The 16281-nt window shown below is 57.2% G+C and carries 14 protein-coding genes; 2 read left to right on the top strand and 12 right to left on the bottom strand.

Annotation, left to right across the window (positions count from 1 at the left end; translation table 11 throughout):
* Positions 1-57: 57 nt before the first annotated feature.
* The 12 genes from nuoL to DR88_RS05760 all read right to left on the bottom strand — a co-directional run bounded on the left by nuoL (position 58) and on the right by DR88_RS05760 (position 13497).
* Complete coding sequence (nuoL, locus tag DR88_RS05705) at positions 58-1899, bottom strand: NADH-quinone oxidoreductase subunit L (RefSeq protein ID WP_004140895.1); 1842 nt, start codon at positions 1897-1899, stop codon at positions 58-60.
* Positions 1896-2198: an NADH-quinone oxidoreductase subunit NuoK gene (gene nuoK, locus DR88_RS05710; RefSeq protein WP_002913148.1), complete on the bottom strand. Its 303-nt coding sequence runs from the start codon at positions 2196-2198 to the stop codon at positions 1896-1898. Before nuoK ends, nuoL begins: the two co-directional genes overlap by 4 nt.
* Positions 2195-2749, bottom strand: coding sequence for an NADH-quinone oxidoreductase subunit J (gene nuoJ, locus DR88_RS05715; protein ID WP_002913150.1), 555 nt, complete (start codon positions 2747-2749; stop codon positions 2195-2197). Before nuoJ ends, nuoK begins: the two co-directional genes overlap by 4 nt.
* An 11-nt stretch (positions 2750-2760) precedes the next feature.
* Positions 2761-3303, bottom strand: coding sequence for an NADH-quinone oxidoreductase subunit NuoI (nuoI, locus tag DR88_RS05720; protein ID WP_002913152.1), 543 nt, complete (start codon positions 3301-3303; stop codon positions 2761-2763).
* A 14-nt stretch (positions 3304-3317) separates the two neighbouring features.
* Entirely contained in the window at positions 3318-4295 is a 978-nt protein-coding gene (gene nuoH / locus DR88_RS05725) for an NADH-quinone oxidoreductase subunit NuoH (protein ID WP_002913156.1), read from the bottom strand.
* Positions 4292-7018, bottom strand: coding sequence for an NADH-quinone oxidoreductase subunit NuoG (nuoG, locus tag DR88_RS05730; protein WP_004149179.1), 2727 nt, complete (start codon positions 7016-7018; stop codon positions 4292-4294). Before nuoG ends, nuoH begins: the two co-directional genes overlap by 4 nt.
* A gap of 32 nt (positions 7019-7050) precedes the next feature.
* Positions 7051-8388 carry an NADH-quinone oxidoreductase subunit NuoF gene (gene nuoF, locus DR88_RS05735; protein ID WP_002913158.1) on the bottom strand — a complete coding sequence of 446 codons (1338 nt, stop codon included), beginning with the start codon at positions 8386-8388 and terminating at the stop codon, positions 7051-7053.
* Positions 8385-8885, bottom strand: a complete 501-nt coding sequence (nuoE, locus tag DR88_RS05740) for an NADH-quinone oxidoreductase subunit NuoE (protein ID WP_002913160.1) — start codon at positions 8883-8885, stop codon at positions 8385-8387. The genes nuoF and nuoE overlap by 4 nt, the downstream gene beginning before the upstream one ends.
* Positions 8886-8887: 2 nt before the next feature.
* A complete protein-coding gene (nuoC, locus tag DR88_RS05745) occupies positions 8888-10696 on the bottom strand; it encodes an NADH-quinone oxidoreductase subunit C/D (protein ID WP_002913162.1) in 1809 nt (602 codons plus the stop codon).
* An 86-nt stretch (positions 10697-10782) separates the two neighbouring features.
* A complete protein-coding gene (gene nuoB, locus DR88_RS05750) occupies positions 10783-11457 on the bottom strand; it encodes an NADH-quinone oxidoreductase subunit NuoB (RefSeq protein WP_002913178.1) in 675 nt (224 codons plus the stop codon).
* A 15-nt stretch (positions 11458-11472) separates the two neighbouring features.
* A complete protein-coding gene (gene nuoA, locus DR88_RS05755; RefSeq protein ID WP_002913181.1) occupies positions 11473-11919 on the bottom strand; it encodes an NADH-quinone oxidoreductase subunit NuoA in 447 nt (148 codons plus the stop codon).
* 651 nt (positions 11920-12570) lie between these two features.
* Positions 12571-13497, bottom strand: a complete 927-nt coding sequence (locus tag DR88_RS05760) for a LysR family transcriptional regulator (RefSeq protein ID WP_002913183.1) — start codon at positions 13495-13497, stop codon at positions 12571-12573.
* Positions 13498-14369: 872 nt separating this feature from the next.
* On the opposite strand from DR88_RS05760, the gene alaA reads away from it, so the two are divergent.
* The gene (gene alaA / locus DR88_RS05765; RefSeq protein WP_002913185.1) at positions 14370-15587 is read left to right on the top strand and encodes an alanine transaminase AlaA; all 1218 of its coding nucleotides are present in this window, start codon (positions 14370-14372) and stop codon (positions 15585-15587) included.
* An 81-nt stretch (positions 15588-15668) separates the two neighbouring features.
* Positions 15669-16268 (top strand): 5'-deoxynucleotidase, encoded by a 600-nt coding sequence (yfbR, locus tag DR88_RS05770; protein ID WP_002913188.1) that lies wholly within the window; start codon positions 15669-15671, stop codon positions 16266-16268.
* The last annotated feature ends 13 nt before the right edge of the window (positions 16269-16281 follow it).

Raw genomic sequence — 16281 nt, 5'->3', positions numbered from 1 at the left:
CTACGGTCTCGTAGGCCCGGTAAGCGAAGCGCCACCGGGCAAAACCGCGCGATCAAATCAACGCAATACCATCAGCAGCGCCAGCACCACCACCGCGCCGATGCTCATTGAAGCCACATACCAGCGCAGATAACCGTTCTCGCTCACCAGCAGGCCTTTGCCTGCGAAGCGGGAAAGGATCGCCGGGATATTCATCAACGAGTTCAGCGGATCGCGTTTCAGCAGCCAGGCAATACCGAGGAATGGTTTTACGAACACCTTGTCGTATAACCAGTCGAAGCCCCAGGCATGGAACCACCAGGTACCGAAGAAGCGGCCAGGCGCACTGTTGGCGATGGAGGTCACCAGCGTGCGTTTGCCCAGCCACAGCCATGCAGCGATCAGAATCCCGGCAATGGCGATGATCCCGGAGGCAATCTCCAGCGTCATCACGCTACCGTGGGCGAGCTCAGTGGTCTGCGGCAGTACGCCTTCCAGCGGCGGCACAATCAGCGCGCCAACGAAGGTGGATAGTACCAGCAGCACAATCAGCGGCAGATGATGGGTAATCCCCTTCCCTGCGTGCGCGTGAATTTGCTCTTTACCGTGGAATACGATGAAAATCATCCGGAAGGTGTACAGCGAGGTCATAAAGGCGCCGACCAGGCCTGCCACCATCAGATTGATATGGCCATTGGCCATCGCGCCTGCCAGAATCTCATCCTTACTGAAGAAGCCTGCGGTGATAAGCGGCAGTGCGGACAGCGCCGCGCCCCCCACCAGGAAGCAGACGTATACCAGCGGAATCGATTTGCGCAGGCCGCCCATCTTGAAGATGTTCTGTTCGTGATGGCAGGCCAGAATGACCGAACCAGACGACAGGAACAGCAGCGCTTTAAAGAACGCGTGAGTCATCAGGTGGAAAATCGCCGCGTCCCATGCCTGCACGCCCAGCGCGAGGAACATGTAGCCAATCTGGCTCATGGTAGAGTAGGCGAGAACGCGTTTGATATCGGTCTGCACCAGCGCGGCGAAGCCCGCCAACACCAGGGTGACCGCCCCGACGATACCGACCAGATGCAGCACTTCCGGCGTCATCAGGAACAGGCCGTGGGTACGGGCGATCAGATAGACGCCCGCGGTGACCATGGTCGCAGCATGGATCAGCGCAGAGACCGGCGTCGGACCCGCCATCGCATCGGCAAGCCACGTTTGCAGCGGCAGCTGGGCGGATTTACCGACCGCGCCGCCAAGCAGCATCAGCGTCGCCCACTGCAGCGTGGTGCTGCCGTTAGCGAAGTGCTGCGGCGCCAGCTCCACCATTTCGCGGAAGTTCAGGGTGCCCAGTTCGTTATAAAGAATGAACAGCGCGAAGGCGAGGAACACGTCGCCGACGCGGGTCACCACAAACGCTTTCATCGCTGCGGCGCCGTTCTTCGGATCGGTGTAGTAGAAACCGATCAGCAGGTAAGAACAGAGGCCCACGCCTTCCCAACCGAGGTACATCAGCAGCAGGTTATCGGCCAGTACCAGAACCACCATGCTGGCGATAAACAGGTTGGTATAGGCGAAGAAGCGGGAATATCCCTCTTCACCGCGCATGTACCAGGAGGCGAACATGTGGATCAGGAAGCCGACGCCGGTAACTACGGAGAGCATGGTCAGCGACAGGCCGTCCAACACCAGGTTGAAGCCGATGTTGAAATCACCGACCGACATCCAGGTCCACAGCGGCACGCTGACCGCCTGTTTGCCGTTAGCGAAAAAGTCGACGCCAACGTACGCGGTGACCAGCGCCGCCAGGCCTACCGAGCCCATGCCAACGGTGGCGGAAAGATTTTCCGACCAGCGCCCGCGGGAGAAGGCCAGCAGCACAAAGCCAATCAATGGCAAAAGAATGGTTAAGGCAAGCATGTTCATCCACGCAACTCACTTACTGAATCGATGTTCAGGTTCTGGCGGCGACGATGGAGCTGCAGCAGCAGCGCCAGGCCGATACTCGCTTCCGCAGCCGCGAGGCTGATGGCGAGGATATACATTATCTGACCATCTGCCTGACCCCAGTAGCTACCCGCCACCACAAAGGCCAGCGCGGCGGCGTTAATCATGATTTCCAGGCTAATCAACATAAACAGCAGATTGCGGCGGATCACCAGCCCCGTCAGACCAAGCACAAACAGGATGGCCGCGAGGATCAGTCCATGTGTTAAGGGGATCATGCGTGTTCCTCCGTTTTTCGTTTGTCGCTGTCGTTCAGACGGTTGCTCAGCACCTCGCCGGCGCGCTCTTCGCGGCCAATGTGGAAGGCAACCACCAGGCCCGCCAGCAGCAGCATGGAGGCCAGCTCCACCGCCAGGACGTACGGCCCAAACAGCGCAATGCCCACTTCTTTGGCGTTAATCGCCGCACCGTCGATACCCTGGTCGTTAATGCCCAGGATGGCGTAAACGATAACCACCAGCAGCACCGCGGAGAGGATGGCCGGGCCAATCCAGATCCCCGGCTGCAGCCACTTGCGCTCCTGTTCGATCTCGGTGCCGCCCAGGTTGAGCATCATCACCACGAAGACGAACAGCACCATAATGGCCCCGGCGTAGACGATGATTTCCAGCGCTCCGGCGAAGTACGCGCCCAGCGAGAAGAACACCCCGGCAATCGCCAGCAGCGAAATAATCAGGTACAGCAGCGCATGCACCGGATTGGTGTGGGTGACGACCCGCAAGGTTGCGAGGATGGCTATCAGGCCACAGATATAAAAAGCGAATTCCATTGCCCCTCTCCTTACGGTAACAGGCTCTTGACGTCGATTGGCTTAGCTTCATTTTCCGCTTCGCCCTTATCTTTGCCGTCGATTGCCATACCCGCCATCCGGTAGAAGTTATATTCCGGGTATTTGCCCGGACCGGAAATCAGCAGATCCTCTTTTTCGTACACCAGATCCTGACGCTTGTATTCACCCAGCTCGAAGTCCGGGGTCAACTGGATCGCCGTGGTCGGGCACGCTTCTTCGCACAGGCCGCAGAAGATGCAGCGTGAGAAGTTGATGCGGAAGAACTCCGGATACCAGCGGCCGTCTACCGTCTCTGCTTTCTGCAGCGAGATACAGCCCACCGGGCAGGCTACCGCACACAGGTTACAGGCGACGCAGCGCTCTGCACCGTCCGGATCGCGGGTCAGCACGATGCGGCCGCGATAGCGCGGCGGCAGGTAGACCGGCTCTTCCGGATACATCCGGGTTTCACGTTTGGCGAAGGCATGCAGGCCAATCATCCAGATACTACGGACCTGGGTGCCGAACCCCACCAATAATTCTTTTAAGGTCATGTTCAATTCACCCCTTATTGCGCCTGCCAGAGAATGACAGCCGCCGTTACCAACAAGTTGACCAGCGTTAACGGCAGGCATACCTTCCAGCCAAAGGACATTACCTGGTCATAGCGCGGACGCGGTAATGATGCGCGGATCAAAATGAACATCATCATGAAGAACGCGGTTTTCAGCGCGAACCAGATGAAAGGAGGTAACCACGGGCCATTCCAGCCGCCGAAGAACAGCGTGACGATCAGCGCTGAAACGGTGACGATACCGATGTATTCCCCGACGAAGAACAGACCGAATTTCATGCCGGAATATTCAATGTGGTAACCATCGGCCAGTTCCTGCTCCGCTTCCGGCTGGTCGAACGGGTGACGGTGACACACCGCCACGCCGGCGATGGCGAAAGTCACGAAGCCGAAGAACTGCGGGATAACGTTCCACAGATGCGCCTGGTTGTTGACGATATCGGTCATATTGAATGACCCCGCCTGCGCCACCACGCCCATCAGGGAGAGACCGAGAAATACCTCGTAGCTCAGGGTCTGCGCGGAAGCACGCATCGCCCCCAGCAGCGAGTATTTGTTATTGCTCGACCAACCGGCGAACAGCACCGCGTAGACCGCCAGGCCTGCCATCATCAGGAAGAAGAGGATGCCGATGTTCAGGTCGGCCACCACCCACGTCGGGCTAACCGGCACGATAGCGAAGGCCAGCAGCAGCGAGGTAAAGGCGATAACCGGCGCCAGAGTAAAGATCACGCGATCGGAGAAGCGCGGGATCCAGTCCTCTTTAAAGAACATCTTGATCATGTCGGCGACCAGCTGCAGCGAACCGCCCCAGCCGACGCGGTTAGGTCCGTAGCGGTTCTGGAACAAGCCGAGCAGACGACGCTCGCCGAAGCTCATGAACGCGCCGCAGGTGACAACCACCAGCAGAATGACCACGGCCTTCAGGATGCTTAACAGAATGTCGATAAGATCCGGCGTTAACCAGCTCATGCTTTCGCCTCCTGCAGTGAATCAATACGCGATCCGGTCAGCACCGGCGCAATGCCCGGCATGCCCATCGGTAAGCCAACCTGTCCCGCGGTCAGGCCTTCAGAGATAACCAGCGGCAGACGCAGGGTCTGGCCTTCCACGCTAAAGGAGAGCATTGCGCCTGGGTTGACGCCAAGCTTCGCGGCATCCGCCGGGTTCAGCTTGATGTACGGCTCAGGCATCCGGCTCTGGAACACCGGCGCGCGCTGAGACAGCTCATCGCTGCCGAACAGATGGTAGTACGGCGCAATTCGCCATTTGCCCTCTTCCGCCTGGAAGCTGGCCGGCACCGCCGTGAAGTACTCCAGTCCGCTGGCGGACGCTTCAAACAGACGAACGCCCGGATCGCCGTGGCGCAGTTTCCCGCCCACCTCATCCTGGAACTTGTTCCATGCCTGCGGGGAGTTCCAGCCCGGCGCCCAGGCGAACGGGATCTGCGAACGCGGGGCGGACGGCTGGTTGTTCCCTTCCATGGAGAAGGCGAACATCGTGTCTTTATCCTGCGGCTGACGCGGCTCGTGCACGCTGATGTTAGCGCGCATCGCCGTGCGGCCGCTGTAGCGGTGCGGTTCACGCGCCAGCTTCTGGCCGCGAATGCGGAAGGTCGCATCCGGCGCGGCGTCTTTAATGCCCGCCAGCTGCGGCAGCGCGGCAATCGCCGCATCAATGACGTGGTCCAGCTGAGTCCAGTCAACCTGACGGTTGTTGACGGTGCTGTGCAGCGAATGCAGCCAGCGCCAGCTTTCCAGCATTACGGTTTTCGCGTCGTAGTAAGCCGGATCGTAAACCTGGAAGAAACGCTGGGCGCGACCTTCGTTGTTCACCACGGTACCGTCGCTTTCCGCAAAGCTTGCCGCGGAGAGCACCAGGTGCGCTTTGTCCATAATCGCGGTGCGCTGATGATCCACCACCATCACCAGCGGCGCTTTCGCCAGCGCAGCGTCAACGCGCGCGGCGGAAGCATGACGGTGAAGGTCGTTTTCCAGCACGATAACCGCGTCTGCGGCGCCGCTTTCCAGTTCGTCCAGCGCCTCTTCAAGCGAGCCGCCGCCGATCATGCCCAGTCCGACGCTGTTAACCGCCCGGGCGACCATGGTCACCCCGACATCGGCGCCGCGGCCTTTCAGAGCTTTCGCCACGTTAGCGGCGGCCTGGATGATCTCCATGCTGCCGGCGTTGGTCCCGGAGATGATCAGCGGTTTTTTCGCCCCGGCCAGCGCCTGAACGATAACGTCGACTTTACCCTGCAGGTCCTGGCTCAGGCCGTCAACCGCCGGCGCGCTGTCGTCCAGCGCATGGGCAATAGCAAAGCCGAGACGCGCCTGATCTTCTACCGGCGCGCGGTAGGTCCACGCCGCGATGTCATCCAGGCGGGTGTCATCGACGTTGGTGACGAATAGCGGGTGCTTGGCGCGCTGGCCGATGTTGAGGATCGCGGCGATCTGCCAGTCGGCCACTTTCTGCGCCGCCGCCATTTCGCGTGCTTTCCCTTTCACTGCCTGGCGTACCGCCAGGGCCACGCGCGCGCCGGTCTGGGTAATGTCTTCGCCCAGCACCAGTACCGCATCGTAGGATTCGATATCGCGCAGGCTTGGCGTGTGGATCCCGCCCTCGCGCAGCACTTTCAGCATCATCTGCAGGCGCGCTTGTTCGCCTTTGGCGATGCCGGTATAGAAGTTGTCGGCGCCCACCAGCTCGCGCAGCGCGAAGTTGCTTTCAATGCTGGCGCGCGGGGAGCCGATGCCGATCACTTTCTTCGACTGGCGCAGGATATCCGCCGCCCCCTGCATCGCCTGCTCGGCGTTAAGGGTGATCAGATCGTCGCCGCGGCGCTGCACCGGCTGACGCGGACGGTCTTTCAGGTTCACGTAGCCATAGCCGAAACGACCGCGGTCGCAGAGGAAGTAGCGGTTCACGGTACCGTTATAGCGGTTTTCGATACGACGCAACTCGCCATAGCGTTCGCCCGGGCTGATGTTACAGCCGATGGAACACTGCTGGCAGATGCTCGGCGCAAACTGCATGTCCCACTTACGGTTATAGCGCTCGGAGTGGGTTTTGTCGGTGAAGACGCCGGTTGGGCAGACTTCCACCAGGTTGCCGGAGAACTCGCTCTCCAGGGTGCCATCTTCCGGGCGGCCGAAGTAGACGTTGTCGTGCGCGCCATAGACGCCCAGATCGGTGCCGTCGGCATAATCTTTGTAGTAGCGCACGCAGCGGTAGCAGGCGATGCAGCGGTTCATTTCGTGCGAAATAAACGGCCCCAGATCCTGATTGCGGTGGGTACGCTTGGTGAAACGATAGCGGCGGAAGCTATGACCGGTCATCACCGTCATATCCTGCAGGTGGCAGTTGCCGCCCTCTTCGCAGACCGGGCAGTCGTGCGGGTGGTTAGTCATCAACCACTCCACCACGCTTTCGCGGAACTGCTTCGCTTCGCTGTCGTCGATAGAAATAAAGGTGCCGTCGGATGCCGGAGTCATACAGGACATCACCAGGCGACCACGCGTGTCTTCCGCGTTCTGATATTGCTTCACCGCACACTGGCGGCAAGCACCGACGCTCCCTAGCGCCGGGTGCCAGCAAAAGTAGGGAATATCAAGACCAAGAGAGAGACAAGCCTCTAGCAGGTTGTCCGCCCCGTTGACCTCGTATTCTTTGCCGTCTACATGAATCGTAGCCATTTGCGTGCTTCCAAAAATAAAAAACCTTTAGATTACCAGCGCGTCTTAAGCAGGTTCGGCTGAATCCCATTGATTGCATGGGTATTGCTGAACTGCTGCTTAATGCCAGCCTCGAATTCTTCGCGGAAATATTTAATCGCGCTCTGTAGCGGCTCGACCGCGCCCGGCGCGTGCGCGCAGAAGGTTTTACCCGGGCCCAGGAATCGACACAGTTGCTCAAGGGTTTCGATATCGCCAGGCTGGCCTTCGCCGCGCTCCAGGGCGCGCAGGATCTTCACGCTCCACGGCAGACCATCGCGGCACGGCGTACACCAGCCGCAGGACTCGCGGGCAAAGAACTCTTCAAGGTTGCGCACCAGCGAGACCATGTTGATCTCGTGGTCAACGGCCATCGCCAGCGAGGTGCCCAGACGGCTGCCCGCTTTACCAATGCTTTCGAATTCCATCGGCAGATCGAGGTGCGCTTCGGTGAGGAAGTCGGTCCCTGCTCCGCCCGGTTGCCAGGCTTTAAACTTCAGGCCATCGCGCATACCGCCGGCGTAATCTTCGAGGATCTCGCGGGCAGTGGTGCCGAACGGCAGCTCCCAGACGCCCGGATTCTTCACCCGGCCGGAGAAGCCCATCAGCTTGGTGCCAGCATCTTTGCTGGTGGAAATGTTCTGGTACCACTCGACGCCGTTGGCGAGGATCGCTGGCACGTTGCACAGGGTTTCTACGTTGTTGACGCAGGTCGGCTTGCCCCAGACGCCGGAGCTCGCCGGGAACGGCGGCTTGGATCGCGGGTTGGCGCGGCGGCCTTCCAGAGAGTTGATCAGCGCCGTCTCTTCGCCGCAGATATAGCGCCCTGCCCCGGTGTGCACGAACAGCTCGAAGTCAAACCCGGTGCCGAGGATGTTTTTCCCCAACAGACCCGCTTCGGTGGCTTCAGCAATCGCGCGACGCAGATGCTGGGCCGCTTCAATATATTCCCCGCGCAGGAAGATGTAGCCGCGGTACGCTTTCAGCGCAAACGCGGAGATCAGCATGCCTTCCACCAGCAGGTGCGGCAGCTGCTCCATCAGCAGGCGGTCTTTATAGGTGCCCGGCTCCATTTCATCGGCGTTACACAGCAGGTAACGGATGTTCATGGATTCGTCTTTCGGCATCAGGCTCCACTTCAGACCAGTGGAGAAGCCCGCGCCGCCGCGCCCTTTCAGGCCAGCGTCTTTTACCGCCGTGACAATCTCATCCGGGGCCATCCCGGTCAGGGCTTTACGCGCCCCTTCATAGCCATTTTTACTGCGATACTCGTCCAGCCACACCGGCTGCTTGTCGTCGCGCAGGCGCCAGGTGAGCGGATGCGTTTCCGCAGTACGAATTACGGTTTTCATTTGTACTGCTCCAGCAGGTCAGGAATTGCCTCCGGCGTCAGATGGCTGTGAGTATCCTCATCAATCATCATGGTCGGTCCCTTGTCGCAGTTACCCAGGCAGCAGGTCGGCAGCAGGGTAAAGCGGCCATCAAAGGTGGTCTGCCCCGGCTTGATATTCAGTTTCTTCTCAATGGCGGCCTGAATACCCTGATAGCCGGTGATGTGGCATACCACGCTGTCGCAGTAGCGGATCACGTGACGGCCAACCGGCTGGCGGAAAATCTGGCTGTAGAACGTCGCCACGCCTTCCACGTCGCTGGCCGGGATCCCCAGCACATCGGCGATGGCGTAGATCGCGCCATCCGGCACCCAGCCGCGCTGTTTCTGAACGATTTTCAGCGCTTCGATGGACGCCGCACGCGGGTCTTCGTAGTGGTGCTTCTCGTGCTCAATAGCCTCACGCTCTGCCGCACTCAGCTCAAAAGCCTCGGTTTGTGGTTGTTGATTCTCGTGCATAATTAGCGGTCCACGTCTGACATAACAAAATCGATACTACCCAGATAGACGATCAGGTCGGATACCAGGCTGCCGCGGATCGCCGACGGGATCTGCTGCAGGTGCGCAAAGCTCGGCGTACGCACGCGGGTACGGTAGCTCATGGTGCTGCCGTCGCTGGTCAGGTAGTAACTGTTGATCCCTTTGGTCGCCTCAATCATCTGGAAAGATTCGTTGGCCGGCATCACCGGGCCCCACGATACCTGCAGGAAGTGGGTGATCAGGGTTTCGATATGCTGCAGCGTGCGCTCTTTCGGCGGCGGCGTGGTCAGCGGGTGATCCGCTTTGAACGGGCCTTCCGGCATGTTATCGAGGCACTGCTGAAGAATGCGCAGACTCTGGCGCAGCTCTTCTACTTTCAGCATCACGCGGGTGTAGCAGTCTGAGACGCCCCCCCCGGTCGGGACTTCGAAGTCGAAGTTTTCATAGCCAGAGTAAGGACGCCATTTACGCACGTCGAAGTCGATACCGGTGGCGCGCAGGCCTGCGCCGGTGGTGCCCCACTCCAGCGCCTCTTTGGCGGTATAGGCTGCCACGCCGACGGAACGGCCTTTCAGAATGGTGTTGCGCAGGGCGGCCTTCTCATAGGAGTCCAGACGCTTCGGCATCCACTCGAGGAACTCACGCAGCAGGCGATCCCAGCCACGCGGCAGATCGTGCGCGACGCCGCCGATGCGGAACCACGCCGGGTGCATACGGAATCCGGTAATCGCTTCCACCAGATCGTAAATTTTCTGCCGATCGGTAAAGGCGAAGAAGACCGGCGTCATCGCGCCGACGTCCTGAATAAAGGTCGAGATATACAGCAGGTGGCTGTTGATGCGGAACAGCTCGGAGAGCATCACGCGGATCACGTTCACGCGATCCGGTACGGTGATCCCAGCCAGTTTTTCCACCGCCAGCACGTACGGCATCTCGTTGACGCAGCCGCCGAGATATTCAATACGGTCGGTATACGGGATGTAGCTGTGCCAGGACTGACGCTCGCCCATCTTCTCGGCGCCGCGGTGGTGATAACCGATATCCGGTACGCAGTCGACGATCTCTTCGCCGTCCAGTTGCAGAATAATGCGGAACGCACCATGCGCCGATGGGTGGTTCGGACCGAGGTTGAGGAACATGAAGTCCTCGTTGTCGGTGCCGCGCTTCATGCCCCACTCTTCCGGTTTAAAGGTCAGCGCCTCCATCTCCAGATCCTGTTTGGCTTTGGTCAGCTCAAACGGGTCGAACTCGGTGGCACGCGCCGGATAATCTTTACGCAGCGGGTGACCTTCCCAGGTCGGCGGCATCATGATGCGACGCAGGTTCGGGTGACCATCGAAGGTAATGCCAAACATTTCCCAGGTTTCACGCTCATACCAGTTGGCGTTGGGGAACAGTTTGGTGAAGGTCGGCAGATGCAGATCGTTTTCCGACAGCGCCACCTTGAGCATGATGTCGCGGTTGCGATCGATGGAGATCAGGTGATAGAAAACGGAAAAATCCGCGGCGGGCAGGCCATCGCGGTGCGTGCGCAGACGTTCGTCCATGCCGTGCAGGTCAAACAGCATCACGTAAGGCTTCGGCAATTTCTTCAGGAAATCACCCACCTCCAGCAGCTGTTCACGCTTCACCCATACCACCGGTACGCCGGTACGGGTTGGCTGAACGGTAAAGGCATCCGGCCCAAAGCGGTTGCGCAGTTCGCCAATCACCGGGTCATCAAGGTGATCGCGGGTTTGCCAGGCTGGTGCGGCGTCATGCGCGGTTAAATCGGTCATATTGTTCACCATTGCAAAAGGTCCGTGGTGACTGCCGGCGAGACTTCGCGCTGTTGTAGATTGATTTGCGAAGTGGTTCTCCCGCCCGCAGGCGCAAATTAAATCTCGTCCGGCGTCCGCAGATTGGTCACTGCAATACGTTCGCCGCGTTTACGCTCGCGTTCCGACTGCATATTGGCGCGATAAACGCCCTGATCGCCAACCACCCATGAGAGCGGACGACGTTCTTTACCAATGGACTCCTGCAGCAGCATCAGCGCCTGCATATAGGCCTCCGGACGCGGCGGGCAGCCCGGGATGTACACATCGACCGGAATGAATTTATCCACGCCCTGGACGACGGAATAGATGTCGTACATCCCGCCTGAGTTGGCGCAGGCGCCCATGGAGATCACCCACTTCGGCTCCAGCATCTGATCGTAGAGACGCTGAATAACCGGCGCCATTTTGGTAAAGCAGGTTCCCGCGACCACCATCAGGTCCGCCTGACGCGGAGAGGCGCGCAGAACTTCTGCCCCAAAACGCGCAACGTCATGCACCGCAGTGAATGACGTCACCATTTCCACATAACAGCAAGAAAGGCCGAAGTTGTACGGCCAAATTGAGTTCTTACGGCCCCAGTTCACCATGTCATGCAGCGCGTGTTCGAGTTTCCCCATATACACGCTTTTATTGACTTCCTGCTCCAGAGGATCGGTAACGATCTCCTGTTTCTGCAGGGGGTAACGGTCGTTCTCACCGTTAGGATCTATGCGGGTGAGCGTATAATCCATCTTATTGCCTCGCTTTTACTGCATATGACGGTTAGTGGGACTGTCTGTTTCCGGGTTAACCAGCGTGCGACGGGAACGCGCAGGCGTCCAGTCCAGTGCGCCGATGCGAACGAGATAAACCAGACCAGCCAGTAGCACTAAAATGAAAATTGCGGCTTCCACAAAGCCGACCCAGCCGCTCTCGCGGATAGAGGTCGACCATGCGTAGAGATACAGGGCTTCCACGTCGAAGATAACGAAGAACATGGCAACCAGATAAAACTTCGCAGAAAGACGTAAGCGGGCCGAACCGACGGAGTCGATCCCCGATTCAAACGGCGTGTTTTTACTACGCGCGCGCGCGCGACCGCCAAGGTACCAGCCGCCGACGAGCATGAGGCAGCACAGGCCGATAGCGATGATGAGAAATATAGCGAATGCCCAATGATGAGCGATGACTTCAGTGGATGTTGACATACGCATTGCTTAACCAAAAAAGTGTAGCGCCAAAACCCTCTGCTCTTACTGGCAGATGAACGCCACAGCGTTTCACGGGAGGAATAAAAAATAACCGTGCAAAAAAGCGTCCCTGGTCGATGTGAGAAGCCCAGATGCCGTGGCTTTTTACCCCTTTCTTTAACCTTTTGTCAACTTTAACAAAAGTTTTCATAACATTAATTTACATTGGAATCTTTTCATTAACATTAAATGCCCTTTTCTGCGAAATAACCTTGCATACTGTTCGGTTTTAGTGTTGTTGAATCGTGTCCGTTTCCGTCGTAAATCAAAAATCCCTTCTATTTTGACAGGATTTAGCCTCGATTCCTCCCCCCAAAGAGGGGTATTTTCTTGATCTGCGACACGGTTTTGTTAATTACCCCAGGAAATCGGCAACAATCCATCCGGTTTTTTAACATTAGCAGGAAGTGTTGAAAGTGCAGGGAAAAGTCGACAAGCTGAGCGCCTTGTCACGCCAATACGCTGATTTTTCTGCAAAGAAATACAAAAAAGATTCAAAACATCAATAAGAGTGCAAAAAAAAGAGCCGCCAGGTGGGAAACCAACTCCTGAGGCTCTTTTTGGGCACTTACATTCTGTTACCAGTTTTTGTGATCTTTGTTAGCAAGAATACCCTTACAAAACCAAGGTATTCCCTCCCTCTTCCGGAGTAAGTGCTGTGCCCGTTTCCCAGGGATGGATCTCCTGACTCAGAGACTGAAAAATCGCCTGCGGCAGTTCGCTCACCGTCCGCGGATTGCAGCTGACGACGTACCGGGTGTCCGGCAACGCCGGTAACCCCTCACTGATGCCAGCCACGCGTAGATCCGGGCTCATCATTTCGACCGGGCGCGCAGTCACGCCCAGCCCGGCCTTCACCGCCGCTTTCACGCCCGATAGCGAGGAAGCTCCGTGGGCCAGATGCCAACTGACGCGAGCAGTTTCCAGCGCGGCGATAATATCCTGGCGGAATGGACTTGGCTCTTCGAGCAGGATCAGGGGGATAGATTCCCCCTTCGCCAGCACATATTCCGCTGCGCAATACCAGAGAGTAGGTGATGTTCTCAGGGTAAAAGAGGTAAAGCCGGGAGGCTGATGGGTGGTCAACGCCAGATCGACCAGCCCCTCGGCCAGCATCTCCATGATGGCGGCATGGGGATGAACTTTGATCTCCAACGTCATTCTGGGATAGAAACAGCCGATGCGGTTTAACAAAAACGGCAGGATGGTGTCAGCCGTTTCTTCTGACGCACCGATGCTCAGAGCCCCCTGCAGGCTGCCATACATCAGCGACATACAGGCTTCATCGTTAAAACGGAGAATTTTGCGGGCATAGCCCAGCAGCTGGATCCCCTGCTCGGTCAGCAGCTTATTGCGGCCGTGGCGGGCGAAAAGCTCTTTGCCCACCAGCTGTTCCAGGCGTTGCATTTGCTGACTGACCGCGGACTGAGTACGACACACTGCGGCGGCGGCGGCGGCAAAAGTGTTCAAATCAGCGACCGCGACAAAGGTACGCAGCAGATCGAGATCGAGGTTGAGTATGGGACGTGTTGTATTAATCATCTTTCTTCACTTACAGGTGGCTAACGCTGACCTGCCTTGTTGATGCTTTACGCCAGGTTTCCGGCTATTCCCTGAGCCTCGTGCTCACCGTCTAACGGCGGATAAACAACTGGACGAACGTTATTACATGCCAAAGTACTCGTCTGGGCAAATGCGCAGAACTGCGGAGTAATATATTGTTCGTATTTCTCATTATTATTTATTACCACGACCAGCCAGGCGCCATACGTCGCCGCGGGAACCCGGTCAGTGATGCTGAGAAAATCGCTCTTCTGGCGTAACTTTCCGGCAGAAAAGGAACAATAAAATCCTGTAATAACAATATATTAAATCTCAATGCAACCGCAGTTCTTGGCGGTTAACACGGATATTAACGGTGATATTCTAACCTATCCCCCTCCTTTTTATAAGCCTTAATAAGGATTAACTGAGACAATTTTAAATTTTTTTCATCATTTTATATTAATTAACAAACCTCAGATTATTACCCGCTAAAAATAATAATAATGTGGTCGCACGCTGTTTTTTATTAAAATTATTTAACATCAAAATTACAAGCCAATCGCGCTTGTATGCAGGATAGCGTTTTTTAGCGACTCCCCCTTCTCCCTCCCCATATTACCGGGCAAACAAACGAGATAAATGATGGCAAAATCGCTACTAAATCTATATTTACAACCAAAAAATAGACATAAAAAGGCATAAGCCACAGACCAAATCCGCAATCGGTAGATAAATCAATTGCGCTTAAAATCCGGCGTTAGCAAAATCTTCTCCTGCAAAGCCTTCAAAACAGCGGGGAGGGGGAGTACATTGTTCCGTGCTGACTTCCACGGCAGGGAGTGGCGATAACAGCTAAAAGGTCAAGATTCATGTCCCCCATCGAAAAATCCAGCAAGTTAGAGAACGTCTGTTATGACATCCGCGGCCCGGTTCTGAAAGAAGCCAAACGTCTTGAAGAAGAAGGCAATAAGGTTCTGAAACTGAACATCGGCAACCCGGCGCCATTCGGCTTCGAGGCTCCTGACGAGATCCTCGTCGACGTCATCCGCAATTTGCCTACCGCCCAGGGTTACTGCGATTCGAAAGGATTGTACTCGGCGCGTAAAGCTATCATGCAGCATTACCAGGCCCGGGGTATGCGCGATGTCACGGTGGAGGACATCTATATCGGCAACGGCGTGTCCGAGCTGATTGTACAGGCGATGCAGGCGCTGTTAAACAGCGGCGATGAGATGCTGGTTCCCGCCCCGGACTACCCGCTGTGGACGGCGGCGGTGTCGCTTTCCAGCGGCAAAGCGGTGCACTATCTGTGTGACGAATCCTCTGACTGGTTCCCGGATCTGGACGACATCCGCGCAAAAATCACACCGCGCACCCGCGGGATCGTGATCATTAACCCTAACAACCCCACCGGCGCGGTCTATTCCAAAGAATTGCTGCAGGAGATCGTGGAGATCGCTCGTCAGCATAATCTGATCATTTTCGCCGATGAAATTTACGACAAGATCCTCTACGACGAAGCCCAGCATCACTCTATTGCCGCCCTGGCGCCGGACCTGCTTACGGTGACCTTTAACGGATTGTCGAAAACCTATCGCGTTGCCGGCTTCCGTCAGGGCTGGATGGTGCTGAATGGCCCGAAAAAACACGCGAAGGGCTATATCGAAGGGCTGGAGATGCTGGCTTCAATGCGTCTGTGCGCCAACGTGCCGGCCCAGCATGCTATCCAGACGGCGCTGGGCGGCTATCAGAGCATCAGCGAATTCATCATCCCCGGCGGACGCCTGTATGAACAACGCAACCGCGCCTGGGAGCTTATCAACGATATTCCGGGCGTCTCCTGCGTGAAGCCAAAAGGCGCGCTGTATATGTTCCCGAAAATCGACGCCAAACGCTTCAATATTCATGACGACCAGAAAATGGTGCTCGACTTCCTGCTGCAGGAGAAAGTCCTGCTGGTGCAAGGCACCGCCTTTAACTGGCCGTGGCCGGATCACGTACGCATCGTGACCCTGCCGCGCGAAGACGACCTGGAGATGGCTATCTCCCGCTTTGGCCGCTTCCTCTCCGGCTACCATCAGCTTTAATCGCGCCGCCGCCGGCATTTGCATCCGGCGGCGATCCCTGCGCACAATGGAACCCGATGTTGTCACTGATTAAGGGTCCCTATGAGTCAGAGTCATTTCTTTGCCCACCTCTCCCGCCTGAAACTGATTAACCGCTGGCCGCTGATGCGCAACGTGCGCACCGAAAATGTCTCCGAACACAGCCTGCAGGTGGCGATGGTCGCCCACGCGCTGGCGGCGATTAAAAACCGCAAATTTGGCGGCCAGGTCAACGCCGAGCGTATCGCCCTGCTGGCGATGTACCATGACGCCTCGGAAGTACTAACTGGCGACCTCCCTACTCCGGTGAAATATTTCAATTCGCAGATTGCCCAGGAATATAAGGCGATTGAGAAAATTGCTCAGCAAAAGCTGGTGGATATGGTCCCTGACGAGCTGCGCGATATTTTCGAGCCGCTGATTGATGAGCATCACTACAGTGAGGAAGAGCAGTCGATCGTTAAACAGGCTGACGCCCTCTGCGCTTACCTGAAGTGCCTCGAAGAGCTGTCTGCAGGCAATAACGAATTTCTGCTGGCCAAAGGTCGGCTGGAAAAGACCCTGGCATCGCGGCGCAGCGCGGAGATGGATTACTTTATGCAAGTGTTCGTCCCAAGCTTCCAGCTGTCGCTGGACGAAATTAGCCAGGATTCGCCGCTGTAAGGTTCTGGCCGGG

The sequence above is a fragment of the Klebsiella pneumoniae genome (genome assembly GCF_000742135.1).
Lineage (GTDB): Bacteria > Pseudomonadota > Gammaproteobacteria > Enterobacterales > Enterobacteriaceae > Klebsiella > Klebsiella pneumoniae.
This window is presented reverse-complemented; position numbering and strand designations above follow the sequence as displayed.